Raw genomic sequence first — 25,648 nt, 5'->3', positions numbered from 1 at the left:
CGGTGACCGTGACGCCGCCCACGCATCCGTGCCGGGAAGATCCCGCACAACTCGTCCACAAATCATCCATCAGCCGTTACGGTGTGCCGGAGTCCCCGTACGGGCCGCCGGCATGCGGGCGGCGGGGGCCACAGGTCGGGGGACCGGGGTTTTTGGGGGCGGCGGGGTGGGTTCCACGGGGATGACGTCTGTGGCCGGTTCCGAGGAGGACGGCGACAGACGAAACGTTTCTGACGTGGTGGGCGTACTGGTGCTCGGTGCCTGTGCCGCCTGGTCGCTGATCACCGCGGCCGCGCACGACGGTCGTCCGGAGGGCGTGCTGCTAGCCCTGCTGGCCGTCGCCGCGGGATACGCCGCCGGCCGGATCTCGGGGGCGCTGCTGCCGGTCGCCGCTCCTTGCGCCGCCGCGCTGACCGGAGTGGGCCTGGCAGCCGGGCTCCCCCATCTCACGCCAGGACCGGAGATCGTCGGTCCCCTGGGTCACGCGGGGGCCACGGCCGCCCTGCTGACGCTCGCCACCGGTGCCGCGTGCTGCGCCGCCTGGACCACCGCCGCCCCCACCCTCCGCGTCCTGCTGCGGCTGCTGGCGCTCGCCATCGTGGTGGCGGCGGCCGCCCTCGATTCGGTGTCCGGGCTGGTCACCTGCGCCGCGGTGCTGCTGTGCTCGCTCGCCGCGGGCCGGACGCGCCACCGCGGCCCGGGCATCGCCGGTCTCGCCCTCGCCGCGACCGCGGCGACCGGCCTGACCTGGGCGGTGGCCGGGAACGCGGTGCCGGACGGGCTCACCGAGTCACTGCGCGGCCGGCTCACCCCGCACCGGATCGAGCTGTGGCACGACGCCCTCCACCTGGCCCGCGAGGACACCGTCCTCGGTGTGGGTCCGGGCCGCTTCGGGGAGCTCAGTACGACGGCGGCCCAGTCCCTGGTGCCGGACGGGAAACCGCACTCGGCACCGCTTCAGATGGCCGCCGAGCAGGGGATGATCGGTGTGCTGCTGCTGGCCGCGGCCTTCTGCTGGCTGCTGTACGCGCTGTGGCGCTCTCCTCGCCCCACGCCGGTCGTCCTGACCGCGGGCGCCGCCCTGACGGTGCTGGCGGCGATTGCCGCGCTCGGCAACGCGCTGAGCTTCACCATGGTGTCGGTGGGCGTCGGGCTTCTGGCGGGCCTCGCGACAGCCCACCCGCTCACCGACGAACCGGCCCGGAAGTGACCGGTCGGCCCGGTCTCAGCTTCGCGGACCCGAAGCCCTCGGCCGCAGCCGGTCGCGGATGATGCGTACGGCGGACTCCGCGTCGTCCACGGTGACCGTGAACGTGTGGCCGTCCCACAGTTGGAGAACGACGCCTTCACCACGGCGTACGACGACGGCGGTGCCCTTCTCGGGGCGCCAGCGATAGCCCCAGCCGCCCCACTGGCGCGGATTGACGTGCGGGACGAACTCGGCTCCGGCGACATGGTCCAGCGGGATACGGCGGCGCGGCACACCGATGTGGCCGCAGCGCACCTCCAGGGAGTCCATGTCGACCTTCAGGGCGACATGCACGAAGGCGAGCGTGAGGAAGAGGACCAGCAGTCCGGCCGCGATGCAGCCGACCACGGACATGACGAGCGGAGCCACGCCGGAGGTCCACGCCGAGTCGACCGCGAGCTCGACGCCGAGCGCCAAGATCGCGGCACCACCGAGCGCCAACAGCCACTGCATCCGGTTGGAGGCGCGGCCGGTCCAGACGTCGGTGTGGTGCGAGGAGCTCTCGCCGTGGAGGTGGTCCCTCATGCTTATGAGGTTACTCAGGTTTCGCCGTGCGGCTACCTCGTCGCGCAGAGTAACCGCTCCGGGCAGGGGTTTCCGGCCGTCCGCGGCGGTCAGCGGGCGGGAGTGGCCGTTCGCAGGAGCCGGCCCTCCGCGTAGGCCAGGGCGGGGGCGGGCAGGGCGGCGCCCTCGCGTCCGCTCAGCAGCACGGTGAGGGTGCCGGTGGCCGCGGCCTCGGGCGCGGGCTGCTCGCCGATCCGGCGCAGCGCCTGGGCAGCGACCGCTCCGGCGGAGCCGTGCAGGACGAGCGGCGGACGGCCGGGGCGCTGTACGGCGGCGCGGATGCGCTCGGCGACCAGTTCGTAGTGGGTGCAGCCCAGGACGACGGTCGTCACGTCCTCGGGGGTCAGGGCGGCGGCCGCGGCGACGGCGGCGTCGATGGCGGCCTCGTCGGCGTGCTCCACCGCCTCGGCGAGGCCGTGGCAGGGCACCTCGGTGGCCGGCACCCCGTCGGCGAACTCCGCGAGCAGACCGCGCTGGTACGGGCTGCCGGTGGTGGCGGGGGTCGCCCAGATAGCGAAGGGGCCGCCGGCGGACGCCGCGGGCTTGATCGCGGGGACGGTGCCGATGACCGGCAGATCCGGCTCCAGACGGGCGCGCAGGGCGGTCAGGGCGTGCACGGTGGCGGTGTTGCAGCCGATGATCAGGGCCTCGGGGCCATGAGCGGCGGCGGCCTCGGCGAGGGTGAGCGCGCGCCCGATGATGTCGTCCGGGGTCCGGGGACCCCACGGCATGCCGTCCGGGTCGAGGGAGAGCACGAGATCGGCGTCGGGGCGCAGTCGCCGTACCGCGGCGGTGGCCGCCAGCAGACCGATTCCGGAGTCCAAGAGCGCGATCTTCACCCGGCCACGATAGACGATGAGCCCTTGGGGGCCGGTCGCGTGGGGCAGACTGCGCGCGTGAGCGCCATCGCGTGGACCGCCGCCGTATCCCTCGCCGCCTGGCTGTGGCTGCTGCTGTGCCAGGGGTTCTTCTGGCGCACGGATGTGAGACTCCCGCCGGAGCGGGAGCCGGCGGCCTGGCCGTCCGTGGCCGTGGTGGTGCCGGCTCGCGACGAGGCCGAGGTGCTGCCCGCGAGTCTTCCCTCCCTCCTGGCCCAGGACTATCCGGGGCGGGCGGAGGTCTTCCTCGTCGACGACGGCAGCACGGACGGCACCGGAGAGCTGGCACGGGAACTGGCGCGCCGGCAGGGCGGCCTGCCGCTGACCGTGTCCTCACCGGGTGAGCCGCCGCCGGGATGGACCGGCAAGCTGTGGGCCGTACGCCACGGCATCGGCCTGGCACGCGCGCGTGACCCCGAATACCTGCTGCTGACGGACGCCGACATCGCCCACGAGCCGGACAGTCTGCGGCGGCTGGTCGCCGCCGCGCACGCCGGGGGCTTCGACGTCGTCTCGCAGATGGCCCGGCTGCGGGTGGAGAGCCTGTGGGAGCGGCTCGTGGTGCCGGCGTTCGTCTACTTCTTCGCGCAGCTGTATCCGTTCCGGCGGATCGGCAAGCGAGGTGGGCGGACGGCGGCCGCGGCGGGCGGCTGTGTCCTGCTGCGCGCCGAGGCCGCCGAGCGCGCGCGGATCCCGGACGCCATCCGGCACGCGGTCATCGACGACGTGGCCCTCGCGCGGGCCGTGAAGGGCGGGGGCGGCCACATCTGGCTGGGTCTCGCCGAGCGGGTGGACAGTGTGCGCCCCTATCCCCGGCTGCACGACCTGTGGCGGATGGTGTCGCGCAGCGCGTACGCCCAGTTGCGCCACAACCCTCTTGTGCTGTTCGGAACGGTCCTCGGGCTCGCGCTGGTCTACCTGGTGCCGCCGGTCGCCGTCGTCACGGGCCTGGCGACGGGAAGCGCGGCGACCGTGGTGCCCGGTGCTCTCGCGTGGCTCGTCATGACGGGGACGTACGTCCCGATGCTCCGCTACTACCGGCAGCCGCTGTGGCTCGCTCCCCTGCTGCCGTTCACCGCGTTCCTCTATCTCCTGATGACGGTCGACTCGGCGGTGCAGCACTACCGGGGGCGCGGCGCGGCCTGGAAGGGCCGCACCTACGCGCGCCCGGACGCCGTCGTCGGCGAGGAGAGGTGAGGACTCACTTGCGGTGAGGCCTCACTTGCGGCCCGGTGTCCAGTTCATGCCCCAGCCGTAGACCTGGTCCACCGTCCGCTGCGGGCTCACCCCGCGATCGGGCACCAGATAGCGGGCCTCGCGCTGCACGACCAGGTCGTCGCCGGTGTTGGTGATCAGGGCCAGCGCGCATACCGTCGAGGGCACCGTGCACTCGTCGAGGGAGAAGTCGATCGGGGCGCCGTGCTGCGGCTGGAGGGTGACCGTGGCGTGCAGGTCGGCGAAGGAGCGCGCGCCCTCGTAGATGGTCACGAAGACGAGGATGCGCCGGAAGTCCCGTTTGTGGTCGAGGTTCACGGTGAGGTTCTCGCCGCTCGCCACGGCACCGGTGCGATCGTCGCCGTCGAGGTGGATGTACGGCGGCTGGTGCAGGGCTCCATAGGTGTTGCCCAGCGCCTGGACGACCCCCTTGCGGCCGTCGGCGAGCTCGTACAGGGCGCACAGGTCGAGGTCGAGGTCGGCGTGCATGGCCACCGCGCGGCCGCGCTTGCTGCCCCAGCCCGAAAACTGTTTACGCACCTGCCAGTTGAGGTTCACGCGCATCGTGCCCGAGGTGCCGCCCTGTTTGGCGAGGGAGACGGAGGGAGCCGCCTTGGTCAGCGTGACTTTGGAAAGGCGGACCGGTTGCGAGGAAGGGGTGGGTGGTGGTGCCACCGGTGCCGCCTGCTGGGGCTCGTCCACGGTGATCCCGAAGTCCGTTGCCAGACCTTCCAGTCCGCTGTCGTAGCCCTGGCCGACGGCACGGAATTTCCAAGCGCCCTGACGGCGATAGAACTCCCCGAGCACGAAAGCGGTTTCTACGGTCGCGCCCGTGCTGTCGAACCGCGCCGCCACGGTTCCCCGCGCCGCATCCCGCACCTCGATGTAAAGATCCGGAATGCCGGCGAAGGTCCCGCCGTCCGCGGAAGCGGCGAGGACGACGGTCTCCACCGACGGTTCCACGCGCGCGAGATCGACGAGCAGCGTGTCGGTCACCCGGCCGCCGTCGGTCCGTTTGCCCTCGTGGCGGACGGCTCCGGAGGAGTGCTGCGGCTGGTTGTAGAAGACGAAGTCGGCGTCCGAACGAACCTTTCCGCCGACGAGCAGCAGGGCCGAGGCATCCGCGTCGGGGACCCCCGGCCCGGAGCGCCAGCCCAATTCGACGCGCAGCGCCGTCGTGGGCACCGGCGCGTTCGACCCTTTCGGCATTGACATGTCCGCCCCCATCAGCTGTCGGCAGGCCAGGACGCGCCCCGGCGGTCCCTGGAGTTCTCCCCGCACAACCTATTCCCCCGGGTCGGCGAACTCCCATCCCGCGCACCGGAAGATCGTCGGCCAACCGGCGGTAACCCGCTCGGAACTCGGCCTTTACAAGGATGGGACCTGGATTGGCGTCCTTTTTTGCCGAGTTCGCTCGCATTGGGGGTCCCGCGTCACTGCCGACACGGAAAAGAACCCTCTTATCGGTCTCCCCAACCAGCACATCGTGGGCTTAACTTATGTGCCATGACCTCCCCCCGCTCCACTTATGGCGGCGGCTACTACTCCGCCTCCTTCCCGGACACTCCGATCTACGACTCACTCGTGGCCGAGCGGGGCACCCCGCAGATCGCCCCGATCCGGGTGCCGGCCGCGTACGACGTCCCGGCGAGCCACCTGCCCGCGCTGCCGTCCGCGCTGCCCGCTCTTCCCGCGGGTCCCTCCTACTCCTCCTACGGCTATCCGCAGGCGCAGCAGCCCTCTCCGCTGCAGCAGGCGCCCGCGGCGTACATCCCGCAGCAGGCCGCCGCGCCCCGCGGTTACCCCGGACCGCAGCAGCAGCCGCGTCCGGCCGGCCCGGGCATGGGCACGGGCTACGAGGCGATGCGCCCCGCGGCTCCCCGGCCCGCTCCGGCGGCTCCCTACCAGGACCCGTACAACAACCAGCAGTACCGCGGGTACTGATCCCCTCCCGGGCTGTCGGTGCCACCTGGCACGATGGCCCCATGGGGAATGCACAGCTGTTGTCGATCCACATCCATCCGGTCAAGGCGTTCAGGAGTCTGGCACTCCAGGAGGCCGAGGTGGAGCCCTGGGGGCTGGCCGGAGACCGGCGCTGGGCGCTGGTCGACGACGGGGGAAAGGTCGTCACCCAGCGACAACACCCGCGCCTCGCGCAGGCCGCCGCCGAGCTGCTGCCCGGCGGCGGTGTCGTGCTGTCGGCGCCCGGCGTGGAGCCGCTGGCGGTGCCGGTCCCCGAGCCGGGTGAGACCGTCACGCTGGACATCTTCGGGGACAAGGTCGAAGGGGTGCCCGCCGCCGACGCGGCCGCGCACGCGTGGTGCAGCGCATACCTCGGCGCGCAGACCCGCCTCGTCCACATGGACGACCCCGCCGAACGCCGTCCGGTCGAACCCGAGTACGCGCTGCCGGGCGAGACCGTCACCTTCGCGGACGGATATCCGCTGCTGCTCACTTCCGCGGCCTCCCTCGACGCCCTCAACTCCCTGATCTCCGAAGGCCGGCACGCGGCCGAGGGCCCCCTGCCCATGAACCGCTTCCGGCCGAACGTGGTCGTGGGCGGCACCGACGCCTGGGCCGAGGACGACTGGTCGCTCCTCGCCATCGGGGACGTCACCTTCCGAGTGGCCAAGATGTGCGGACGGTGCGTGGTGACCACCACCGACCAGGACCATGCCGTCCGCGGCAAGGAGCCCCTGCACAGCCTGGGCCGGCACCGCCGCTTCGGCGGCAAGCTCGTCTTCGGACAGAATCTGGTGCCCCGCTCCCGCGGCACGATCCGGGTCGGCGACCCGGTCACGATCCTCGAATAGGAGCGAGCGGGGGGCGCGACGCGGCGGCCGGGGGACAGAGTTCCGCCAAAGATCCACCCGTCTCCCGCCGACGGGAACACCGCCCGGGGGCCCGCACGTTGGGGCTTTCATGAGGAGTTCATGAGAGGACCCGGCCGCAGGTGATTTCGCTCTCTCTTCGGCCGGTCCCGCGCGTGAACGACTCCGTCCGGGGTTATCACGGAGCGGGAAGGGGGTGCGGACGGTGCGAGCGATCAGTGGACTCTGGCGTTGGCGGCGCAACCCGCTGCGCCGTGGGACCGACCTGGCCGAGGCCTGGGTCGCCCTCCTGGCCCTGCTGCTGATCCTGGTGCTCGGGCCGGTGACCGGCTCCGTCACCGGGCATGCGGCCCAGGACGCGCTCCAGCGGTCGGTCCGTGAACAGCAGGATTCCCGGCGGCTGGTGACGGCGACCGTGATCCGCACACTGGAGCGCTCGCCGTTGGACGCCGACCCCGAGGCCACCGCGGGGCGGAATCCGCGCACCCGGGTGGTGGCCGACTGGACCGCGCCGGACGGCACCACGCACCACGGCACGGTCATGGCCGGTCTCCAGACCCCGCACCGCGGCGACCACTTCGGCCTGTGGACGGACCTCCACGGGCGAATCGCCGCCCGGCCGCTGGACTCCGCCACCGCCACCACTCATGCCGTTCTCGCCGGCACCGGGGCGGCCCTGCTGATCGCGGGTCTGACAGAGGGCGGCAGGCGGCTCGCCGTCTGGCGCATGGTCCGTCGCCGGTACGCCCGTTGGGACCAGGCCTGGGACCGCGCGGGCCCGGACTGGGGCCGGACCGGCACCGGCAGCTGACGGCCTTGCTGCTCTGGTCAACCCACCGCCCGCGCGCACGCTACGGTGGACCGGCCGAGGTTCCTCGGCAGCACAAACCCGCGTACTACGAGGTGGGGGCACAGCAACGCCATGGCACAGGGCACGGTCCAGGTGACGCACACCGGTACATCGCGGTGGCGGCGCCGCACGGGTGAGTACGCGTCGCTCGCCGCCGCCCTGGAGGCCGCGGCGGACGGGGACGTCCTCACGGTCGCGCCCGGCACCTACCGGGAGAACCTCGTCGTGCAGCGGGCGGTGACCCTGCGCGGCCCCGAGGGGTCGCCCGGTTCCGTGCGGATCGCGCCCCTGGACGGGGTGCCGTTGACTGTCCGCGCCTCCGCCGTGGTGCTGGACCTGCATGTGGAAGGTCAGGACGCGGCCGCGCCCGCCCTGCTCGTCGAGGAGGGCACCCCGGAGCTCGCCGACATCCGGATCGTCACGCGGTCCGCGGCCGGCATAGAGGTGCGCGGTGGCGCCCGCCCGACCGTGCGCCGCTGCACCGTCGACAACCCGGCCGGTATCGGCATCGCCGTACTGGACGGCGCGGGCGGGGTGTTCGAGGAGTGCGAGATCGTGGCGGCCGGCCAGTCCGGCGTCGCGGTGCGCGGGGGCGCCCACCCCCGTCTGGAGCGCTGCCGGATCCACCACACCTCGGGCGCGGGCCTGGCGGTGACCGGCGAGAACTCCGCGCTGGAGGCCGTGGGTTGTGAGGTCTACGAGGTCCGCGGCAGCGGGGTCCAGATCACCGGCCGGGCCACCGCGCACCTCACCGACTGCGATGTGCACCGCACCACCGGCGACGGCGTCACGCTCGACACCGACGCGGTCCTGACCCTGGCCGACTGCCGTATCCACGACATCCCGGAGAACGCGGTCGACCTGCGCTCCCGCTCGGTGCTCACCCTGACCCGCACGACGGTCCGTCAGTTCGGCCGCAACGGCCTGTCGGTGTGGGACCCGGGCACGCGCGTGGACGCCAACCAGTGCGAGATCTTCGACAGCACGGGCGACTATCCGGCCGTGTGGGTCAGCGACGGCGCCACCGCCGTACTGGACTCGTGCCGGGTGCACGACGTGCCGGACGCGCTGTTCGTCCTGGACCGCGGCTCGCGCGCGGACGTCGTCGACACCGACATCTCCCAGGTCCGCAACACCGCCGTGTCGGTGAGCGACGGTGCCACCGCGCAGCTCGACGACTGCCGGATCCGGGACGCGGCGACCGGCGCCTGGTTCCGTGACCACGGCAGCGGCGGCACCCTCAACGGCTGCACCGTGGACGGCACCCAGACCGGCGTGATCGTCACCAAGGGCGCCGACCCGACGATCGAGCGCTGCACGGTCGACTCCCCCGCCGAGGCGGGCTTCTACGTGTCCGCGGGCGGCCGCGGCAGCTTCCTGAACTGCCGGGTGACGGGCAGCGGCGGGTACGGCTTCCACGTCATAGACGGCTCCCGTTCGACGCTCAGGAAGTGCCGCACGGAGCGCTGCGCGCGCGGGGGCTACGAGTTCGCGGACGCCCCGGACACCGCCGGAGCGGGCCCCGTCGTCGAGGACTGCACCAGCGACGAGAGCGGAGGCCCGACCCCGCCCGCGGCCCGGGAGACGGTCGTGCAGACGGAGTCCCACTCCCCCGGTCTGCTGGGGACGATCCCCGGGCAGCGCGTCACCGAGCAGGACCCGCTGATCGCCCCCGCCGAGCCGGAGAAGCCCTCGCGTACCTCGAAGGCCGTCCTCGGTGAACTCGACGCCCTGGTGGGCCTGGACAGCGTCAAGCGCGAGGTGCGGGCGCTCACCGACATGATCGAGGTGGGCCGGCGACGCCAGCAGGCGGGCCTCAAGGCGGCGTCCGTCAAGCGCCACCTGGTCTTCACCGGCTCCCCCGGCACCGGCAAGACGACGGTCGCCCGGCTCTACGGCGAGATCCTCGCCTCCCTCGGCGTGCTGGAGAAGGGTCATCTCGTCGAGGTGTCCCGTGTCGACCTGGTCGGCGAGCACATCGGTTCCACCGCGATCCGCACCCAGGAGGCCTTCGACAGGGCGCGCGGTGGAGTGCTGTTCATCGACGAGGCCTACGCGCTGTCGCCGGAGGACTCGGGCCGGGACTTCGGCAAGGAGGCCATCGACACGCTGGTGAAGCTGATGGAGGACCACCGGGACGCGGTCGTGGTGATCGTCGCGGGCTACACCGCCGAGATGGAGCGGTTCCTGTCGGTCAACCCGGGTGTGGCCTCCCGTTTCTCAAGGACCATCACCTTCAGCGACTACAACCCCGAGGAACTCCTCAGCATCGTGGAGCAGCAGGCCGAGGAGCACGAGTACCGGCTGGCGCCGGGCGCCGCGGAGGCCCTGCGGAAGTACTTCACCGTGCTGCCCAAGGGTCCCGCCTTCGGCAACGGCCGTACCGCGCGTCAGACCTTCGAGGCGATGGTGGAGCGGCACGCGAGCCGGGTCGCCCACGTGGACGACCCGACCAAGGACGACCTGACCCTGCTCTACGCCGAGGATCTGCCCGAGTCGTCCTGAGAGCGCGGGCCCGGTACGTCCGGCTGGAGCCGGCCCAGCAGTCTCGCCCGCTCCTCGGCGAAGACCGGGTCGGCCTGGTAGTCGGAGTGACCGAGGATCGCCGAGGGCAGCGGGTGCAGATCGGTGCGGCCGTAGGCGAGCGGGTCCTTCAGGGGCTCCCGGTCCACCTCGGGACCGCAGTCGCCGGGCAGCCGGACCGGGCCGCCGATGGGGTCGGTGAGCCGGTAGAGATTGCGCCAGCAGTCCACGTCGTGGTGCAGGGCGGTGAGCGCGGCCGGGCCGAAGTGGGCCGGGAACCAGCGGCCGTAGAGGCGCTCCAGCGGGGAGCCGTAGGTGAGCAGGGCGACCCGCCCCCGGACCGACGGTTCCAGCTGCCAGGCCGCCGCGGCCGCCAGCACGCTGCCCTGGGAGTGTCCGGAGATGACCAGTCGGCCGCGCGTGGCACGGATCCAGGTCGCGATCCGCCAGGTCAGATCCGGTACCGCGCGCTCGGCGTAGCAGGGCGGGGCGAAGGGGTGGGCGGCGCGCGGCCAGAAGGTGCCCACGTCCCAGAGGATGCCGATGGTCCGGCGCGCGGAGGGGTCCTTGTAGGCGCGGCGGCCCCAGGTCACGAACAGGATGAAGCCAAGGCCGATCAGCCAGGAGCCGAGTGCCTGCGCGGTGTCGGCGGCCCCCTGGACGAAGGCGTACGCCCCCTCGGTGGCCCTTGCCGGTGTCTTGTGGGAGGTCAGGGCGCCGACGAGAGCTCCGGCGCCGAGGGTCAGGGTGCTGGCCGACGTCACTCCGAGCAGGCGGGGTCCCCGGTCCGTGAGGGCCGCCATGGCGCGGGTGCGGGCGATGCGGCGGGTGCGTGCCGCGTCCTTGGGCTCCGCGGGGTACTCGCTCTCGACGGCGCCCCGTTGGGCCCGGCCGGAGCGCCAGGTGCGCCGGCCGAGCCAGGCGCAGTGCGCCAGCAGCACGAGGAGGACCAGCGGGATCACGGACGCCTGCCAGGTCAGCAGGACCGGCGGGCCGAGGATGGTGGCGCCGGTGCCGTCCAGCCAGTCCGCGACGCGCTGCGAGACGCCGCCGGACATCACGCCGCCCAGGGCGCAGGCCAGCGTCGCCACGGCGGGGCCGGCCAGGCCACGCATCGCGGCGCGCGGGTCGGGATGCGTGCGGTACAGCAGGTGGGCGACCACGGCCAGGGCGACGACCAGCAGGCCCTGCACGAAGGCGATCCCGCCGAAGGTGGCGTCCCCCGACAGCCGGCCGTGCGACTGCCACTCGGGCCGTTCCCAGCCGGCGTACACCGCGGCGAGGGCGAGCAGGACGAGCGCGGCGAGCGGCAGGCGTCGTACGAGATGCTCGTCGAGCTGCCGGTCCAGGTACTTCTCACTGCGGCCGCGGCGGCACACCACCCAGACCACGGCGACCCCGGCAGCGACGAGACCGGCCTCCAGGAGGCGGCCGAGGGGGTCGAGGAGGGCGGGGCCGCCCGGTTCGCGGTCGAAGCGGGCCGCCGTGGAGCTGACCGCCGCTGCGATCGTCAGCAGACCCGCCGCGGTGTGGGCGGCCCGTAAGCGGGCGACCAGGCGGCGGCCGTACCAGAAGCCGGGCCGGCCGAGTGCGGTGCGGTCGTTGTCCTCCTCCGGCTCGCTGTGGCGGGCCATGGGCTGTTGGGACTCGTAAGCGCTCCAGGTGCGGTGGGACAGGTACCAGAGCAGGCCGGTCAGCGCGGCCGGGACCACGGCCGCCAGCGCGAGGCGGCGGCCCGGCCTGCTCCACCAGCCGCCGTCCGACAGGTCCGGCGACAGGAAGCCCAGCCAGGAGTGCGACTCGGCGCACGCGCGTGTGCCGGCGCACTGCCAGGCCGCGAGATCCAGGGCGACCTCGCACGCGGCGGCGACCAGCAGAACGGTCAGGGTCAGGCTCGCGAGCCGTACCAGGAGGCCGTAGAAGCGCACGGTCCGTGTACGGTCGCGTGCGGTGGGGCGCATCCAGTGCGCGAGGTTGACCACCATGAACGGCAGCAACAGCAGCCACAGGGCGCGGGTGCCGTTGCCGGAGGTGAGATTGCACCAGACGTACGCCTCGGGCACCGGGCCGGTACGGCCGTCGCGTGGTCGCTTCTCGGCGTCGACGTCGTCGGCGCGCCGGAAGACGGCCGCGACCTCGTCGCCGGTGATCCGCACCGTGCGCGGATCGTCGAGCATCTTCTCCGGCGTGGTGCCGCCCACTCCGTGGACCAGGAGTTCCAGGGCGGTTCCGGATTCCTCGGGCCGGGCGGCCGAGCCGTCCGCGCCCATGGTGGTGACAGGTTCCACTGCTTCGCACTTCCCCCGTGACGCGCCGTCGGCATCTGTCCGTGCTGGCACAAGGATCTCCGCTCAGCGCCTTGTGCGCACCGCTCGTCACGGAATCTCCCCGATCCGGGTGACGGCCGGAGCCCCCTGGCACCCAGGTGACGTGAGCGCGTAGGGGCGGTCGGTGGCGCTCCTGGTGGGGGCCCGTGCGAGTATGGGACGTCCCGCGCACCAGGGACGGGCAAAATGTCCTCGTGGGAGAGGGTGCGCAGGCGAGTCGGACGGCCCCAGGCGAAAGGACCGGAGCGTACGTGAGTGAGAATCAGAACCTCCTCGCGGAGCAGCGGCGCGCCCTGATCCTGGACGAGGTCCGGCGCCGAGGCGGGGTGCGCGTCAACGAGCTGACCCGCAAGCTCGGCGTGTCGGACATGACCGTACGGCGTGATCTCGACGCGCTGGCCCGCCAGGGTGTGCTGGAGAAGGTGCACGGCGGCGCGGTCCCGGTGGTCGAGGCGAGCACCCACGAGCCCGGTTTCGAGGCGAAGTCGGGTCTGGAGCTGACCGCCAAGGAGGACATCGCGCGGTCCGCGGCGGAGCTGGTCGCCCCGGGTACGGCGATCGCGCTGTCGGGCGGTACGACCACATACGCGCTGGCCCACCATCTGCTCGACGTGCCGGACCTGACCGTGGTGACCAACTCGGTCCGGGTGGCCGACGTGTTCCACGCGGCGCAGCGCACCACGGGCCCCCGTCAGGGTGCGGCGACGGTCGTGCTGACCGGCGGTGTGCGCACCCCCTCCGACTCGCTGGTGGGGCCGGTGGCCGACCAGGCGATCGGGGCGCTCCACTTCGACGTGCTCTTCCTCGGTGTGCACGGCATATCGGTCGAGGCCGGCCTGTCCACGCCGAACCTCGCGGAGGCCGAGACCAACCGGCGTCTCGTGCAGTCGGCGCGGCGGGTCGTGGTGGTCGCCGACCACACCAAGTGGGGCACCGTGGGCCTGAGTTCGTTCGCCGCGCTGGAACAGGTCGACACGCTGGTGACGGACGCCGGGCTGCCGGCGTCGGCGCGCGCGGAGGTCTCGGAGCATCTGCGGCGGCTGGTCGTGGCGGGCGAGTCCGTTGACGGTACAGACATCTGACTGAGCGTCAACTAGGGTGGCCCTTCCCGTCGGACTTCAGGGGAGTGTGTCCATGGCTCACCAACTGCGCGAGGTGGGGCTCGACTTCATAGCGGCCGCGCCCGTACGGATGGTGTTCGTGCAGGAGATGTCGGCTCCGCCCAAGGCGGTCCACCGGGCGCTCGCGGAGGACGTACCGGGCTGGGAGGAATGGTTCTCCGCGGTGACGCTGGCCCGCTCGACCGGGGACGGCTCGACCCGGGAGATCCACCTCAGGGGCGGCGGACGCTTCCAGGAAACGATCCTCACGGCCGAGGCCCCCGAGGTGTACGCCTACCGGGTGGACGTGGCCAACGCGCCCGGCGCCCGTGCCATCGCCGAGGAGTGGCGGCTCACTCCCGCCGGGCCGGGCACCCACGTGCGCTGGACGTTCGCCGTGGACGGCACGGCGGCGTTCCGTGCGGTCGCCAGGCTCGGGCGGCCCGGACTGGGGCGGGCTTTCCGGGACGCGGTCCGCAGGCTGGACCGGCGGCTCGCGGCGCAGAGTTCCTAGCCGGAGCCCTTTGGAAGGGGCGTCTGACTGGTCACCGGTCCTTCTGCACGTCCGCTCCGCGGGCGCGAGGATGCGCGTCAGACGGCCGGATTCACCATGCAGCTTCGCGCAGAGGCCACCCCTCGACCAGAGGCAGACCGTCGGCTAGAGGCTGCTGAGAGCGGCCTGACCGGGCCAGACCCCCGTGTCCAGCAGGGAGGCGATCGCCGCCGTGTACGGCTCGATGTCCAGGCCCTGCTCGGCCAGCCAGGCGTCCGAGTAGTACTTGTCCAGGTAGCGGTCGCCCGGGTCGCAGAGAAGGGTGACGACGCTCCCCCGGCGCCCCTCGGCCACCATCTCGGCGATGATCTTCAGGGCGCTCCACAGTCCGGTGCCGGTCGAGCCGCCCGCCCGGCGGCCGATGGCCCGTTCCAGGGCGCGCACGGCGGCCACACTGGCCGCGTCCGGGACCTTCATCATGCGGTCGATCGCCCCGGGCACGAAGCTCGGCTCCATGCGCGGCCGGCCGATGCCCTCGATGCGCGAGCCACAGTCGCACGTGACGTCCGGATCGCCGGTGCTCCAGCCCTCGAAGAAACAGGAGTTCTCCGGGTCGGCCACACAGATGCGGGTGTCGTGCTGCATGTAGTGGACGTACCGCGCGATGGTCGCCGAGGTGCCGCCGGTGCCTGCCGTGGCGACGATCCACGCGGGCTCCGGGAAACGCTCCAACTCCAGTTGCCGGAAGATGGATTCGGCGATGTTGTTGTTGCCGCGCCAGTCCGTGGCCCGTTCCGCGTAGGTGAACTGGTCCATGTAGTGGCCGCCCGTCTCCCCCGCGAGGCGGGCGGACTCCTCGTACATGGTGCGCGGGTCGTCCACGAAGTGGCACCGGCCGCCGTGGAACTCGATGAGGCGGATCTTCTCGGCGCTCGTCGTGCGCGGCATGACCGCGATGAAGGGCACGCCGATCAGCTTGGCGAAGTACGCCTCGGACACGGCGGTGGAGCCGCTGGACGCCTCGATCACCGGGCAACCCGGCCGGATCCAGCCATTGCACAGGCCGTAGAGGAAGAGCGAGCGGGCCAGCCGGTGCTTGAGGCTGCCGGTCGGGTGGGTCGACTCGTCCTTGAGGTACAGGTCGATACCCCACTTCTCCGGAAGCGGGAAGCGCAGGAGGTGGGTGTCGGCCGAGCGGTTGGCGTCGGCCTGGACCTTGCGGACGGCTTCTTTCAGCCAGCCGCGGTAGGCGGTGTCGCTGTGGTCGATGTCGAGGGTGTCGCCGGTCCGGGTCTGTTGAGGGGTGCTCACGGCGGGGCTCCTAACACTTCGCGCCGACGGCGCGTCGCGCAGCCGATGACTCGATCATAGACACCTTCCGCACGCTTCTCACCTGCATAAACACACCTTTGAGAGCCTCAAAGGCACCCTGGGGTCGCAACGGCGTGCGGGGGCGGGGGCGCATTCGGACAAGTGCTCCGGGCGCTCCCTGCGAGATGTCATGCGTACTGGTGCTCGACGCCCGTGGCGGGCAGACTGCACCGGGCGGGACGGACGTCTCGAACGGGGGGCACACTGGATCACGACAGAACCCGGCTCTGGGCCCACGCGGTCGCACGGGTCGGCACACCGACGCGCACAAGGGGGCGGGGCGGCATGGCGGAGCCGGAGTTCAGGGCTACGGGCGTACGGATCGGGAAGAGGTTGCGCTCGCTCACCCGGGCCGGTCAGGTCCGGATCAACGACGGCCGACTGGAACTGCTCACCAGCTACGGCAGCGAGATCGACAGCGCGCCGGTTCAGGCGGTGCGCGCCTCCAAGCCCTGGTTCGCCGCGGACGACCGGGCTCTCGCGGACCTCAACGGCAACCGGTATCTGCTGACCCTGGGCGAGCACGACCCCGCTCCGGGCGAGCCGGGGCCGCCTGCGGCACGCCGGTTCATCGAGGCCGTACGCCGGGCTGCGGGGCGTAATCGGTAGGTCACCGCGAGTTGCGGTATCGCGCCTCCTGCGTCACGCTGGTCTCACATCACTCTGGGTTAACCGGCGATCACGCTGCAAACCAGCCCGCCGGGCACGACAGCAGGCGGCCGTTTCACGCAGGCACCTGCTCGATCCGAACTCCGTGTTCTTCCGGACCTCACGTCGGGGAGTCGCAGCCGTGATCAGTCACCCAAGCAGGCATTGCACGGTGGAGCTTCAGGCTCTGCCGTCGCGGATCGGCCAGGTCCGCAGAATCCTTTCTGCACAGTTGCGCTACTGGCATCTGGATCCCCTCATAGACCGGGCCGTGCTCGGTGTGACGGAGCTGTTGACCAACGTCCACCGCCATGCGCAGCCCGACAAGACGTGCACCGTGAAGATCGAGCTGCTGCTCGACCGACTCATGGTCTCGGTGCACGACCACGACCCGCGTCTGCCGGTCGTGGCCGACATCAAGGACACCGAACTGCTCGCCACGTGCGGGCGCGGGCTCGCGATGGTCGCCGCGGTCAGTGAGAGCTGGGGCGTACGGCCCGACGGCGAGTCGGGGAAGTTCGTGTGGTTCACCCTGCCGACGCCCTCCGCCGCGCGGCCACAGCGGCGAACCGTCCTCGACAAGACCGCGCTCAGGTTCGTCGAGGTGCGGGCCGACGCCCGCAGGCCCGAACACGCTCCCGCCCGGTCCGCCGTTGCCGGCTGACCGGGCGGTGACGACTCTTCTGTTCGCGTTCGCTCGTCAGCCTGCGGGGCGCTTCCACGCGGTGTCGGGACGACGATCGTGCCCGGCCCTTCGGGCCGCCGCACGTTCGCCGTCCCGACATGGGCGTGCCCCTCCGTGAGTGTTGGTGGGCTCATGCCGGTGTCACCCGGTGGTTCGCTCCCGCCCGACTCGCCACTGCGGTTCGGTCCCGCCCGACTCATTCGGTTGCGATCACCCGCAGTACGTCGAGACGCGCGGGCCGCCCTCGAAGCTTCCCGCGCGTTCGGCACCCGGCCCGCCCCTCCCGCTCTCGCCCGGCCGATCGAGCGACCGGCGGTCGCCCCCCACTCCTCTCACTCGGTCGCGATTGCCCGCAGTACGTCGAGACGTGCGGCGCGGCGGGCCGGGCGTAGGCCTGCGAGGGCTCCTGCGGTGAGGCCCACCAGGGTGACCACCGCGAGTTGCAGGGGCGGGACGGCGAAGGCGAAGGTGCTGTCGCTCGTGCCGTCCGAGGCCCTGACCAGGACCCAGCCGAGGAAGGCGCCGAGGGTGAGGCCACCGACCGTGCCGAAGGCGGCGACCAGGACCGACTCCCAGCGGACCATGGCGCGGAGCTGGGAACGGGTCTGGCCCACGGCCCTCAGCAGGCCCAGTTCGCGAGTGCGTTCGTGGATCGCCAGGGTCAGTGTGTTGGCGATGCCCAGCAGCGCGATGAGGACCGCGAGGGCGAGCAGCGCGTAGACCAGCGTCAGCATCATGTCGATGCCGCCGGCTGAGGACTGCGCGTACTCGTCGCGGGTCTGCACCTCGGGATGGCCGTACCGCGCCGCCACCTTCTCCACCGCCGCCTTGCCCGCGCCGGTGCTCACGCCGTCCTTGAAGGAGACCGCGACGAGCGTGTCGGAGTCCTGCGTGCGGTGCGGGGCCCAGGCGGCGCGGGTGATGACGTAATCGCCCGCCAGCTCGGACCGGCCGTAGACCGCGCGGACCGTGAAGACCGTCTTCTCGCCGTCGGTGAAGGTGAGTCGGGCCTTGTCCCCGGTCGTGAGGCCCTGCTTCTGGGCCTCCGCCCGGGTGATGGCGATGCCGTCGGTGCCGAGGTCGCGCAGGGAGCCACGCACGGTGCCGAGGTCGAAGGTGCGCTCCAGGGCGAGTGGGTCGGTGACGGTCAACGCCCTTCCCTTGCCGTCGACTTCGGCGACACCGCGCCCGAGGCCCACGGCCGTGTCCACCTCGGACAGTGCCTGAAGCGCGCCGGCGAGCCTGGGGCTCAGGCCGCTGCCGCCCGCGCCGAACGACGGGGTGCTGACGGCGACGTCGCCCGCGAAGGACCGGGACACGGTCTGGTCCATGGTGGCCTTCAGGGACGCCCCGAACACCGTGAACAGGGAGACCACGGCCACGCCGATCATCAGTGCGCTCGCGGTGGCGGCCGTGCGCCTGGGGCTGCGCAGGGCGTTGCGTCGGGCGAGGGACCCGGTGACGCCACGGAGCCGGTCGAGAGGGCCGCCGAGCACGCGTACGGCCGTCGTGGAGGCGACCGGGCCGAGGACCACGAAGGCTGCGAGGGCCAGGACAGCGCCGGTTGCCGCGAGCCAGAGGGACGGTGACACCAGCACGCCGGTGAGGGTGAGGGCCACGGCGAGTGCGGCCAGGCCGGCCCCGGTGACGGCACGGACGCGGGAGGCGCCCGACTGGTCCACGGCCGTCTCGCGCAGTGCGGCCAGCGGCGCGGTGCGTCCGGCGCGTACGGCGGGCAGCAGCGCGGAGCCCAGGCACACCACGACGCCGACCGCGAGCGGCAGCAGCATCGACAGCGCGCTGATCACCAAGTCGCCCTCGGGGAAGGGGAATCCGATCGTCGGGAACAGCGCCTGGAGACCGGCGGCCACCCCGATGCCGCCCGCGATGCCCACGGCGGAGGCGGTGACAGCGACGACGCTCGCCTCGGTCAGCGTCGACGCGGTGACCTGGCGGCGGGAGGCGCCGAGTGCCCTCAACAGGGCGTTCTCACGGGTCCGTTGGGCGACGACGATCGCGAAGGTGTTGTGGATGGAGAAGGTGGCGACCAGGAGGGCGATGCCCGAGAACACCAGGAGCAGGGTGGTGAAGATTGACAGGAACTGGCTGGAGATCATGTCGGTGTTCTCCTCGGTCGACTCCTGACCGGTGATCGCCTCGACGCCCTGGGGCAGTACGCGGGACAGCCGGTCGACGAGCTCCCGCTGACTGACACCGGGACCCGCGCGCACCTGGATGCTCGACGCCTCGCCGGGCCTGGCCGTGAGGTACTTCTCGGCGTCGGCCCGGGTCATGCCGGTGAAGGTCACCTGGGCCATGCCGTCCTCGCCGCCGAAGGTCGCGAGACCGACGATGGTCACCTCGACGGGGTCGGGCGTACGCAGGACCGTGGTGTCGCCGATCTTCAGGTCGCCCTTTTCGGCGGTGCCGCGGTTGACGACGACCTCACCGGACCGCTTCGGGGCGCGCCCCTCGGCCAGCTCGTAGGGGTTGAGCTTCGGGTCGTCGATCCAGTTGCCGGCGAGGGTGGGCGGACCCTGGCCGCCGATGGGCTTGCCGTTCGCGCCCACGAGCTGGCCGGCGCCCTGGATGTCGGGGACGGCCGCCGCGACGCCGGGGACCTGCTCGACGGTCCTGACCAGGTCGGTGGCGACCGGCGCACGTACCCCCTGGCTCTCCCCCGGCGTGGTGATGGCCTCGGCGCTGCGGACCACGGCGTCGGTGCCGCTGGTCGCGTTGCCGAACATGGTGTCGAAGCCGGCGCGGAGAGTGTCGCCCATGACGAGCGTTCCGGCGAGGAAGGCGACACCGAGGAACACGGCGAGGAAGGTGCCGGCGAAGCGCCGCTTGTGGGCGCGCAGGGAGGACACGCTCAGACGCAGGGAGGCGCTCATGCGGGATCCTCCGTCCGGGTCCGCGAGGTCGCCGCCGTCCCCGAGGACACCTCGAAGGCCTTCATGCGGTCCAGGACCCTGTCGGCGGTCGGGCTCTCCATACGGTCCACCAGGCGTCCGTCGGCGAGGAAGACGACCTCGTCGGCGTGGGCGGCGGCGACCGGGTCGTGGGTGACCATCACGACGGTGCGGGCCGTACGGCGCACGGTCCTGCCAAGGAGGCCGAGGACCTCCCCGCCGGAGCGGGAGTCGAGGTTTCCGGTCGGCTCGTCGGCGAAGACGACGTCGGGCCTGCCGGCGAACGCCCGGGCCACGGCGACGCGTTGCTGCTGGCCGCCCGAGAGCTCGGCCGGCCGGTGACGGAGCCGGTCGCGCAGGCCGACGACGTCGATCAGCGCGTCGATCCACTCGGGGTCGCCCTTGCCGCCCGCGAGATCCAGCGGCAGCCGGATGTTCTCCTCGACGGTCAGGGTCGGCACCAGGTTGAACGCCTGGAACACGAAACCGACGCGGTCCCGGCGCAGGAGGGTCAGACGGCGGTCGTCGAGGGAGCCGAGGTCGGTGTCGCCGACGTAGGAGGCGCCCTCGGTGAGCGTGTCGAGGCCGGCCGCGCAGTGCATGAGGGTGGACTTGCCGGAGCCCGAGGGCCCCATGATCGCGGTGAAGCGGCCGGCCGGGAAGTCGACGCTCACCCCGTCCAGGGCCCGCACGCCGGTGTCGCCGCTGCCGTACACCTTCACGGCGTCGACCACCCGGGCGGCCGGCAGCGTCTCCGTCGGAAAGGTCGTGGCGGTCGTGGCGGTCATGCCGCACCGCCCTTGCCCGCCGCGCGGCCGAACTGCTCGTCCAGGACGGACAGTCGGCGCCAGTACTCGTCCTCGTCGATCTCGCCGGAGGCGAAGCGGCGGCCGAGCATGGCGATCGGCGAGTCGGCGGAGGGGCCGGTGTCGGCCATGGCACGCCACGGCCCGCGGCGGCCGCGCCAGAGAGTGCGGCGCAGGACGGTGACGACGCCGAGCACGACGGCCGCCCAGATCAGCGGGAAGAAGAGGATCCACGGGCCCGGTCCGCCGTCCCAGTTCGCGAGAGTCTGCATGTCGGTTCGTCTCCCTGGAGTTCTGAAGGTGTCGATCGGTGACGCTTCGAGACTGGCTCCGGGGAGGGGTTCGGGTCGTCGTACGGCCAGCGGCAGTGCGTGTACCTCGCGGGGAGTACGCGGGCCCGTTCCGTCTGCTCCCCGGGGGCTCGACTTCTGTAACTACTAGTATGTACAGTGACGGCATGAGCACTTCGGACCGACTGATCGAGTCCACCCGTGAGCTGCTGTGGGAGCGCGGCTATGTGGGGACCAGCCCCAAGGCCATCCTGGAGCGCGCCGGCGCCGGACAGGGCAGTATGTACCACCACTTCAAGGGCAAGCCCGACCTCGCCCTGGCCGCGATCCGAAGGACCGCCGAGGAACTGCGCGCCTCCGCGGAGGGAGCGCTCGGCGGGCCCGGCACGCCGTACGAGCGCATCGAGGCGTACCTGCGGCGTGAGCGTGACGTGCTGCGCGGCTGCCCGATCGGCCGGCTCACGATGGATCCGGACGTCGTCGCCAGCGACGAACTGCGCGCGCCGGTCGACGAGACGATCGACTGGATCCGTGAGCGCATCGCCGGGATCGTCGAAGAGGGCAAGGAACAGGGCCAGTTCGCGGCCACGCTGGACGGCGAGGAGATCGCGGCGACCGTGCTCGCGACGGTCCAGGGCGGCTATGTCCTCGCCCGCGCGTCCGGCTCGCCCGCCGCGTTCGACACCGGCGTGCGGGGCCTGCTCTCGCTGCTCGCACCCCACTCGTCGTAAAGGAGTCGACACACATGCAGATCACCCGACAGCGACCCGGGACCGCGCAGGGGGCGGCGGAGAACTTCACCGGGACGGTGTGGCTCGACGAGATAGCCGCACCCGCCGCCCCGTCCCGGCTGCGGATGTTCAACGTCCACTTCGCGCCCGGCGCGCACACCGCGTGGCACCGCCATCCGCACGGCCAGGTGCTCCATGTCCTGGAGGGCGAGGGGCTGGTGCAGCGCAGGGGTGCTCCCGTCGAGGCGATCCGCGCGGGTGACACGGTGTGGATCGAGCCGGGCGAGTGGCACTGGCACGGGGCCGGGCCACGCACCTTCATGACCCATCTCGCGGTGGTCGAGGCCGCGGAGGACGGCACGACAGCCGACTGGGACGCGCATGTCGCTCCCGAGGACTACCCCGCCTGAGGAGGCCGACCGGTGCACGCCATGCAGTACGAGCTCACCCTGCCCGCCGATTACGACATGGACGTCATCCGCGCCCGCGTGGCCCGGGTCGGGCATCTGCTGGACGACTGGGAGGGGCTCGGTTTCAAGACGTACCTGCTGCGCGAACGCGGGGTGAACGGCTCGCCCGTCAACCAGTACGCGCCCTTCTACCTGTGGAACACCATGGAGGGCATGAACGCCTTCCTGTGGGGAGGCGCTTTCCAGGGGTTGAGCAACGACTTCGGGCGGCCGTCGGTGCGCCAGTGGACCGGCCTGTCGTACGAGGAGGGCGGCACCGTCGGCGACCCCGCCCGGTGGGCCGTACGGCGGCGCCAACCGGTGGCCGAGGGCGTGGAGTTGGCTGAGGTGATGGCGGACGCGGTGGGTGAGACGGAGCGGCTGGCCGGGGAGGACGGCGCGGTGTGCGCGGCGGCCGCCGTGGACACGGCCCGCTGGGAGCTCGTCCACTTCTCGCTCTGGACGCACAAGTCGCCCAAGGCGAACGGCGAGATGTTCGAGGTGCTGCATGTGTCGGCACCGGGCCGGGAGCGGCTGGGGCGGGGACGGCAGTGGTGAGCGCGGGCACGGTGCGTACCGTGGCCGGTGACGTTCCCGCCGGGCAGCTCGGTGTGTGCGACGCCCACGACCATCTGTTCTTCGGCAGTCCCCAGCTGCCCGGGCAGGAGCTGCGGAGCCTTTCGGCGGCGCGGGCCGAGCTGGCGGCGTTCGCCGAGCTGGGTGGTGGCACCGTGGTGCAGTGGACGCCGTACGGGCTGGGGCGGCGGGCCGCCGATCTGCCCGCGCTGTCCCGGGAGACCGGGGTGCGGATCGTCGCCGCGACCGGGCTGCACCAGGCCGTCCACTACGAGGACGCGACCCTCGCCGGACTGCGCGGTCGTCTCGCCGAGGTGTTCGTCGCCGAACTCACCGAGGGCATCGGCACGTCCGGCGTCCGCGCCGGGCTGATCAAGGTGGCCGGCGGCTTTCACGCGCTCGACGCGCACGCCCGTTGGACGATGACCGCCGCGGCCGAGGCCCACCACGCGACGGGGGCGCCGATCGCCGTCCACCTGGAGCTGGGGACGGGCGCGCTGGACGTACTGGACCTGCTGTGCGGAGAGTTGGGGGTGCCGCCGCAGCGGGTGATCCTCGGCCACCTCAACCGCTCCCCCGACTTCACCGTTCACCTCCAGGCCGCGGCATCGGGCTGCTATCTCGCCTTCGACGGGCCCTCGCGCGCCAACCACGCCACGGACTGGCGCATGCCGGACGCGGTACGGGCCCTGGCCGAGGCGGGCCACGGGGATCGTCTGCTCCTGGGCGGTGACACCACGACCGCGGCCGCCCGGTCCGTCAACGGTGGCCCCGGGATGCCGTATCTGCTGCGCCGGGTGGGTCCGCGGCTCGTGGTGGAGCTGGGTGAGGAACTGGTGGGGCACATCCTCGTCGACAACCCTGGCCGGGCCCTGGCCGTGGAGTGGAGTCGGCCTTGAGGCCGCTCACCGGCAGAGGGCGTCGATGTCCTCGGAGAACGTCGGGAACTGGGACCGGGCGGCTGTGACGATGTCGCGGGTGGTCCGGCGCGGGGTGGTCGCGTGGCGCTCGGCGAGTTCGGCCAGCGCCGGGTTCGGGCGGGCTTCGTACTCCTCGTGCTCCACGACCTCCATCGGCCCCAGGCCGTCGGCCAGCACCCACAGGAAGTCGGACAGGTTGGCCGCGACCACACCGCGCTCGCCCTCCGAGCCCAGGAACACCACGGGCTGTTCGACGAGGGGCCGCCCCGGTCGCACGCGCCACAGGGCGGCGAGGCCACCGGTGCCGTCCTGTCCGAAGACCCGGTAGGCGTCGCCGTCCAGTTCGTGGTTGCCGGTCCAGTGGCGCAGCCAGTCGGTGGTCTCCTCGGCGGAGTCGAAGGCGTCGTACGGCTCGAAGTCGACGCCCTCGCCGTCGTCGTAGTCGAACTCCACGCCGGCCAGCTCGGCCAGTGCGGGCGGAAAGGCGCGGTCGCCCTCGGTCGTCTCGATCATGCCCGCAGGCTAGTCGCCGCCACTGACAACGGTCCTGTGCCACCGAGATGTCCACCGAGGGCCGCGGTTTCGCGGCCGCGGCCGGCGGCTCGTGTGCGGAGGGACGGCTCGCGAAGGCGGGTATCAGGCCCTGGCCCGCCGGGAGTTCGACGGGCTGCGGTGTTCGCGACAGTGACCGCCTGCCAAGCCCCGCGCCGGGCCGACCTGCCTGTGGAGCTTGACGGTGCCGCCGGGGGCCTGATCAGACTGACCTGACCGACCTGACACTGATGGGAAGAACATGCGAGTCGTCGTCATCGGCGGTAGCGGGCACATCGGCACCTTCCTGGTCCCCCGACTGGTCCGCGCCGGCCATGAAGTCATCAACATCAGCCGTGGCAGCCGTACCGCCTACGCCGAGGCTCCCGAATGGCACCACGTGCGTCAGGTGGTCGCCGACCGGGAGCAGGAGGACCGCGAGGGGACCTTCGGCGACCGCGTGGCCCGGCTGGAGCCTGACGCCGTGATCGACCTCGTCTGCTTCACCCTGGACTCGGCCACCGCGCTGGTCGAGCGGCTGCGCGGCGAGGCCGGGCACCTGGTGCACTGCGGCAGCGTGTGGCGCCACGGCCCCGCCGACAAGCTGCCGATCTCCGAGGCCACGGGCACCCCGCCGGTCGGGGAGTACGGCATCCAGAAGGACCGGATCGCCCGGATGCTGAAGGAGGAGACCGCCTCCGGGGGCCTGGTGACCACGTCCCTGCACCCCGGGCACATCGTCGGCCCCGGCTGGCATCCGATCGGTCCGCTGGGGAGCCTCGATCCCGCGGTCTGGTACACGCTCTCGGCGGGACAGTCGTTGAAGGTGCCCGGCAGCGGTGTCGAGCTGATGCACCATGTGCACGCGGACGACGTGGCGCAGGCCTTCGAGCGGGCGGTCGAGCACCGGGACGCGGCGGCGGGCGAGGACTTCACCATCGTGGCCCCCACCGCGCTGAACGTGCGCGGGTACGCCCGTATCGCGGCCGGCTGGTTCGGTCGGACCGCGTCGCTGGAGCCGGTGACCTGGGAGGAGTTCCGCAGCATCACGGCCCCGGAACACGCCGAGGCGAGCTGGGAACATCTGCACCGCAGTCAGTGCCTCACCATCGAGAAGGCCAGGACCCTCCTCGGCTACGCCCCGCGCTACGAGCCGGAGGCCGCCGTACTGGAGTCGGTGCGTTGGCTGATCGGCCACGAGGAGCTGAAGCCGGCCGGACCGCTCGTCGTCTGACCGGAAACGCGCTGCTAGGCCCGGCCGGCGTCCAGGCGCCCCACCCGGGCCACGTTCTCCCGGTCCTCGGCGTCCTCGCTCGCCTCCGCGGTGAACCAGGCGTCGAGGATCTCCTTGAGGAGCGGCGCGGAGGTGAGGCGGAGGCTGAGGGCGAGGACGTTGGCGTCGTTCCAGCGGCGGGCGCCGTCCGCGGTGCAGGCGTCCGTGCACAGGGCGGCCCGTACGCCGGGGACCTTGTTGGCGGCGATGGAGGCGCCGGTGCCGGTCCAGCAGCACACGACGGCCTGGTCCGCGGTCCCCGCGGCGACCTCACGGGCCGCGGCCTCGGAGCAGACGGCCCATTGCGGGTCGGCGCCGGGGCTCAGGGCGCCGTACGCGACCACCTCGTGGCCCCGCGCGCGCAGCTCGTCGACGAGGGTGCGCGCCACTGGCTCGTCCATGTCCGAGGAGACGGAGATCCGCATG

25 protein-coding genes are annotated in these 25,648 nt (G+C 72.3%); 15 read left to right on the top strand and 10 right to left on the bottom strand.

The window, feature by feature from the left end:
- Positions 1 to 181: 181 nt before the first annotated feature.
- Complete coding sequence (locus D1369_RS37270) at positions 182 to 1,210, top strand: O-antigen ligase family protein (RefSeq protein ID WP_240436122.1); 1,029 nt, start codon at positions 182 to 184, stop codon at positions 1,208 to 1,210.
- Positions 1,211 to 1,225: 15 nt separating this feature from the next.
- On the opposite strand, the gene D1369_RS37265 is transcribed toward D1369_RS37270, so the two are convergent.
- A complete protein-coding gene (locus D1369_RS37265; RefSeq protein WP_007380051.1) occupies positions 1,226 to 1,774 on the bottom strand; it encodes a hypothetical protein in 549 nt (182 codons plus the stop codon).
- Between the two features lie 89 nt (positions 1,775 to 1,863).
- The gene (locus tag D1369_RS37260) at positions 1,864 to 2,652 is read right to left on the bottom strand and encodes an aspartate/glutamate racemase family protein (protein WP_007380052.1); all 789 of its coding nucleotides are present in this window, start codon (positions 2,650 to 2,652) and stop codon (positions 1,864 to 1,866) included.
- 39 nt (positions 2,653 to 2,691) lie between these two features.
- On the opposite strand from D1369_RS37260, the gene D1369_RS37255 reads away from it, so the two are divergent.
- Positions 2,692 to 3,888 carry a glycosyltransferase gene (locus D1369_RS37255; RefSeq protein WP_007380053.1) on the top strand — a complete coding sequence of 399 codons (1,197 nt, stop codon included), beginning with the start codon at positions 2,692 to 2,694 and terminating at the stop codon, positions 3,886 to 3,888.
- A gap of 21 nt (positions 3,889 to 3,909) precedes the next feature.
- On the opposite strand, the gene D1369_RS37250 is transcribed toward D1369_RS37255, so the two are convergent.
- Positions 3,910 to 5,115: a TerD family protein gene (locus tag D1369_RS37250; RefSeq protein WP_037898982.1), complete on the bottom strand. Its 1,206-nt coding sequence runs from the start codon at positions 5,113 to 5,115 to the stop codon at positions 3,910 to 3,912.
- 297 nt (positions 5,116 to 5,412) lie between these two features.
- Between D1369_RS37250 and D1369_RS37245 the strand changes: the two genes are divergently transcribed.
- The 4 genes from D1369_RS37245 to D1369_RS37230 all read left to right on the top strand — a co-directional run bounded on the left by D1369_RS37245 (position 5,413) and on the right by D1369_RS37230 (position 10,092).
- Entirely contained in the window at positions 5,413 to 5,850 is a 438-nt protein-coding gene (locus tag D1369_RS37245) for a DUF6643 family protein (RefSeq protein WP_007380055.1), read from the top strand.
- Positions 5,851 to 5,891: 41 nt separating this feature from the next.
- A complete protein-coding gene (locus D1369_RS37240) occupies positions 5,892 to 6,719 on the top strand; it encodes an MOSC N-terminal beta barrel domain-containing protein (protein WP_007380056.1) in 828 nt (275 codons plus the stop codon).
- 223 nt (positions 6,720 to 6,942) lie between these two features.
- Positions 6,943 to 7,548, top strand: a complete 606-nt coding sequence (locus D1369_RS37235) for a hypothetical protein (RefSeq protein WP_007380057.1) — start codon at positions 6,943 to 6,945, stop codon at positions 7,546 to 7,548.
- Positions 7,549 to 7,659: 111 nt separating this feature from the next.
- Positions 7,660 to 10,092: a right-handed parallel beta-helix repeat-containing protein gene (locus D1369_RS37230; RefSeq protein WP_037898983.1), complete on the top strand. Its 2,433-nt coding sequence runs from the start codon at positions 7,660 to 7,662 to the stop codon at positions 10,090 to 10,092.
- Here D1369_RS37230 and D1369_RS37225 read toward each other — a convergent pair.
- A complete protein-coding gene (locus D1369_RS37225) occupies positions 10,062 to 12,380 on the bottom strand; it encodes a hypothetical protein (RefSeq protein ID WP_037898985.1) in 2,319 nt (772 codons plus the stop codon). The genes D1369_RS37230 and D1369_RS37225 overlap by 31 nt on opposite strands.
- Positions 12,381 to 12,688: 308 nt before the next feature.
- On the opposite strand from D1369_RS37225, the gene D1369_RS37220 reads away from it, so the two are divergent.
- Both D1369_RS37220 and D1369_RS37215 read left to right on the top strand, forming a co-directional pair.
- The gene (locus D1369_RS37220) at positions 12,689 to 13,519 is read left to right on the top strand and encodes a DeoR/GlpR family DNA-binding transcription regulator (protein WP_007380060.1); all 831 of its coding nucleotides are present in this window, start codon (positions 12,689 to 12,691) and stop codon (positions 13,517 to 13,519) included.
- A gap of 52 nt (positions 13,520 to 13,571) precedes the next feature.
- Complete coding sequence (locus tag D1369_RS37215) at positions 13,572 to 14,051, top strand: SRPBCC family protein (protein ID WP_007380061.1); 480 nt, start codon at positions 13,572 to 13,574, stop codon at positions 14,049 to 14,051.
- 144 nt (positions 14,052 to 14,195) lie between these two features.
- On the opposite strand, the gene D1369_RS37210 is transcribed toward D1369_RS37215, so the two are convergent.
- Positions 14,196 to 15,341, bottom strand: a complete 1,146-nt coding sequence (locus D1369_RS37210) for a PLP-dependent cysteine synthase family protein (RefSeq protein ID WP_007380062.1) — start codon at positions 15,339 to 15,341, stop codon at positions 14,196 to 14,198.
- 345 nt (positions 15,342 to 15,686) lie between these two features.
- Here D1369_RS37210 and D1369_RS37205 point away from each other — a divergent pair, with 345 nt between their 5' ends.
- On the top strand, positions 15,687 to 16,010 hold the full coding sequence (locus D1369_RS37205) for a hypothetical protein (RefSeq protein ID WP_007380063.1): 324 nt from the start codon (positions 15,687 to 15,689) through the stop codon (positions 16,008 to 16,010).
- Between the two features lie 181 nt (positions 16,011 to 16,191).
- Positions 16,192 to 16,713 (top strand): ATP-binding protein, encoded by a 522-nt coding sequence (locus D1369_RS37200; protein ID WP_007380064.1) that lies wholly within the window; start codon positions 16,192 to 16,194, stop codon positions 16,711 to 16,713.
- 353 nt (positions 16,714 to 17,066) lie between these two features.
- Here D1369_RS37200 and D1369_RS37195 read toward each other — a convergent pair whose 3' ends face one another.
- From D1369_RS37195 to D1369_RS37185, 3 genes are read right to left on the bottom strand one after another with little or no spacing between them, the layout of a single operon-like run.
- Entirely contained in the window at positions 17,067 to 19,628 is a 2,562-nt protein-coding gene (locus D1369_RS37195; RefSeq protein WP_007380065.1) for an FtsX-like permease family protein, read from the bottom strand.
- Positions 19,625 to 20,434, bottom strand: coding sequence for an ABC transporter ATP-binding protein (locus D1369_RS37190; protein ID WP_007380066.1), 810 nt, complete (start codon positions 20,432 to 20,434; stop codon positions 19,625 to 19,627). Before D1369_RS37190 ends, D1369_RS37195 begins: the two co-directional genes overlap by 4 nt.
- Complete coding sequence (locus tag D1369_RS37185) at positions 20,431 to 20,724, bottom strand: SHOCT domain-containing protein (RefSeq protein WP_007380067.1); 294 nt, start codon at positions 20,722 to 20,724, stop codon at positions 20,431 to 20,433. Before D1369_RS37185 ends, D1369_RS37190 begins: the two co-directional genes overlap by 4 nt.
- Positions 20,725 to 20,894: 170 nt before the next feature.
- Between D1369_RS37185 and D1369_RS37180 the strand changes: the two genes are divergently transcribed.
- The 4 genes from D1369_RS37180 to D1369_RS37165 are packed head-to-tail and all read left to right on the top strand — an operon-like array spanning position 20,895 to position 23,397.
- Positions 20,895 to 21,473, top strand: a complete 579-nt coding sequence (locus tag D1369_RS37180; RefSeq protein ID WP_037898990.1) for a TetR/AcrR family transcriptional regulator — start codon at positions 20,895 to 20,897, stop codon at positions 21,471 to 21,473.
- Between the two features lie 14 nt (positions 21,474 to 21,487).
- Complete coding sequence (locus tag D1369_RS37175) at positions 21,488 to 21,883, top strand: cupin domain-containing protein (RefSeq protein WP_007380069.1); 396 nt, start codon at positions 21,488 to 21,490, stop codon at positions 21,881 to 21,883.
- Positions 21,884 to 21,895: 12 nt separating this feature from the next.
- Entirely contained in the window at positions 21,896 to 22,480 is a 585-nt protein-coding gene (locus tag D1369_RS37170; protein ID WP_007380070.1) for a DUF4865 family protein, read from the top strand.
- Positions 22,474 to 23,397, top strand: a complete 924-nt coding sequence (locus D1369_RS37165; RefSeq protein WP_162951045.1) for a phosphotriesterase — start codon at positions 22,474 to 22,476, stop codon at positions 23,395 to 23,397. Before D1369_RS37170 ends, D1369_RS37165 begins: the two co-directional genes overlap by 7 nt.
- Before the next feature lie 6 nt (positions 23,398 to 23,403).
- On the opposite strand, the gene D1369_RS37160 is transcribed toward D1369_RS37165, so the two are convergent.
- Positions 23,404 to 23,931, bottom strand: a complete 528-nt coding sequence (locus D1369_RS37160) for an SMI1/KNR4 family protein (protein ID WP_118082882.1) — start codon at positions 23,929 to 23,931, stop codon at positions 23,404 to 23,406.
- 280 nt (positions 23,932 to 24,211) lie between these two features.
- Here D1369_RS37160 and D1369_RS37155 point away from each other — a divergent pair, with 280 nt between their 5' ends.
- Positions 24,212 to 25,183: an NAD(P)-dependent oxidoreductase gene (locus D1369_RS37155; protein ID WP_007380072.1), complete on the top strand. Its 972-nt coding sequence runs from the start codon at positions 24,212 to 24,214 to the stop codon at positions 25,181 to 25,183.
- Positions 25,184 to 25,197: 14 nt separating this feature from the next.
- On the opposite strand, the gene D1369_RS37150 is transcribed toward D1369_RS37155, so the two are convergent.
- Positions 25,198 to 25,647 (bottom strand): RpiB/LacA/LacB family sugar-phosphate isomerase, encoded by a 450-nt coding sequence (locus D1369_RS37150; RefSeq protein WP_118082881.1) that lies wholly within the window; start codon positions 25,645 to 25,647, stop codon positions 25,198 to 25,200.
- Position 25,648: the final 1 nt, after the last annotated feature.

The sequence above is a fragment of the Streptomyces sp. CC0208 genome (assembly GCF_003443735.1).
GTDB lineage: Bacteria > Actinomycetota > Actinomycetes > Streptomycetales > Streptomycetaceae > Streptomyces > Streptomyces sviceus.
Note: the sequence above shows the minus strand (reverse complement) of the source record. Positions and strands in the feature narration are given on the sequence as shown.

What these genes read in the sequence shown, in the direction of transcription:
- D1369_RS37270 (WP_240436122.1), top strand. Translation starts at nt 182, where the DNA reads ATGACGTCTGTGGCCGGTTCCGAGGAGGACGGCGACAGACGAAACGTT.
- D1369_RS37265 (WP_007380051.1), bottom strand. Translation starts at nt 1,774, where the DNA reads ATGAGGGACCACCTCCACGGCGAGAGCTCCTCGCACCACACCGACGTC.
- D1369_RS37250 (WP_037898982.1), bottom strand. Translation starts at nt 5,115, where the DNA reads ATGCCGAAAGGGTCGAACGCGCCGGTGCCCACGACGGCGCTGCGCGTC.
- D1369_RS37245 (WP_007380055.1), top strand. Translation starts at nt 5,413, where the DNA reads ATGACCTCCCCCCGCTCCACTTATGGCGGCGGCTACTACTCCGCCTCC.
- D1369_RS37240 (WP_007380056.1), top strand. Translation starts at nt 5,892, where the DNA reads ATGGGGAATGCACAGCTGTTGTCGATCCACATCCATCCGGTCAAGGCG.
- D1369_RS37230 (WP_037898983.1), top strand. Translation starts at nt 7,660, where the DNA reads ATGGCACAGGGCACGGTCCAGGTGACGCACACCGGTACATCGCGGTGG.
- D1369_RS37225 (WP_037898985.1), bottom strand. Translation starts at nt 12,380, where the DNA reads ATGGGCGCGGACGGCTCGGCCGCCCGGCCCGAGGAATCCGGAACCGCC.
- D1369_RS37215 (WP_007380061.1), top strand. Translation starts at nt 13,572, where the DNA reads ATGGCTCACCAACTGCGCGAGGTGGGGCTCGACTTCATAGCGGCCGCG.
- D1369_RS37205 (WP_007380063.1), top strand. Translation starts at nt 15,687, where the DNA reads ATGGCGGAGCCGGAGTTCAGGGCTACGGGCGTACGGATCGGGAAGAGG.
- D1369_RS37195 (WP_007380065.1), bottom strand. Translation starts at nt 19,628, where the DNA reads ATGAGCGCCTCCCTGCGTCTGAGCGTGTCCTCCCTGCGCGCCCACAAG.
- D1369_RS37190 (WP_007380066.1), bottom strand. Translation starts at nt 20,434, where the DNA reads ATGACCGCCACGACCGCCACGACCTTTCCGACGGAGACGCTGCCGGCC.
- D1369_RS37185 (WP_007380067.1), bottom strand. Translation starts at nt 20,724, where the DNA reads ATGCAGACTCTCGCGAACTGGGACGGCGGACCGGGCCCGTGGATCCTC.
- D1369_RS37180 (WP_037898990.1), top strand. Translation starts at nt 20,895, where the DNA reads ATGTACAGTGACGGCATGAGCACTTCGGACCGACTGATCGAGTCCACC.
- D1369_RS37175 (WP_007380069.1), top strand. Translation starts at nt 21,488, where the DNA reads ATGCAGATCACCCGACAGCGACCCGGGACCGCGCAGGGGGCGGCGGAG.
- D1369_RS37160 (WP_118082882.1), bottom strand. Translation starts at nt 23,931, where the DNA reads ATGATCGAGACGACCGAGGGCGACCGCGCCTTTCCGCCCGCACTGGCC.
- D1369_RS37155 (WP_007380072.1), top strand. Translation starts at nt 24,212, where the DNA reads ATGCGAGTCGTCGTCATCGGCGGTAGCGGGCACATCGGCACCTTCCTG.
- D1369_RS37150 (WP_118082881.1), bottom strand. Translation starts at nt 25,647, where the DNA reads ATGCGGATCTCCGTCTCCTCGGACATGGACGAGCCAGTGGCGCGCACC.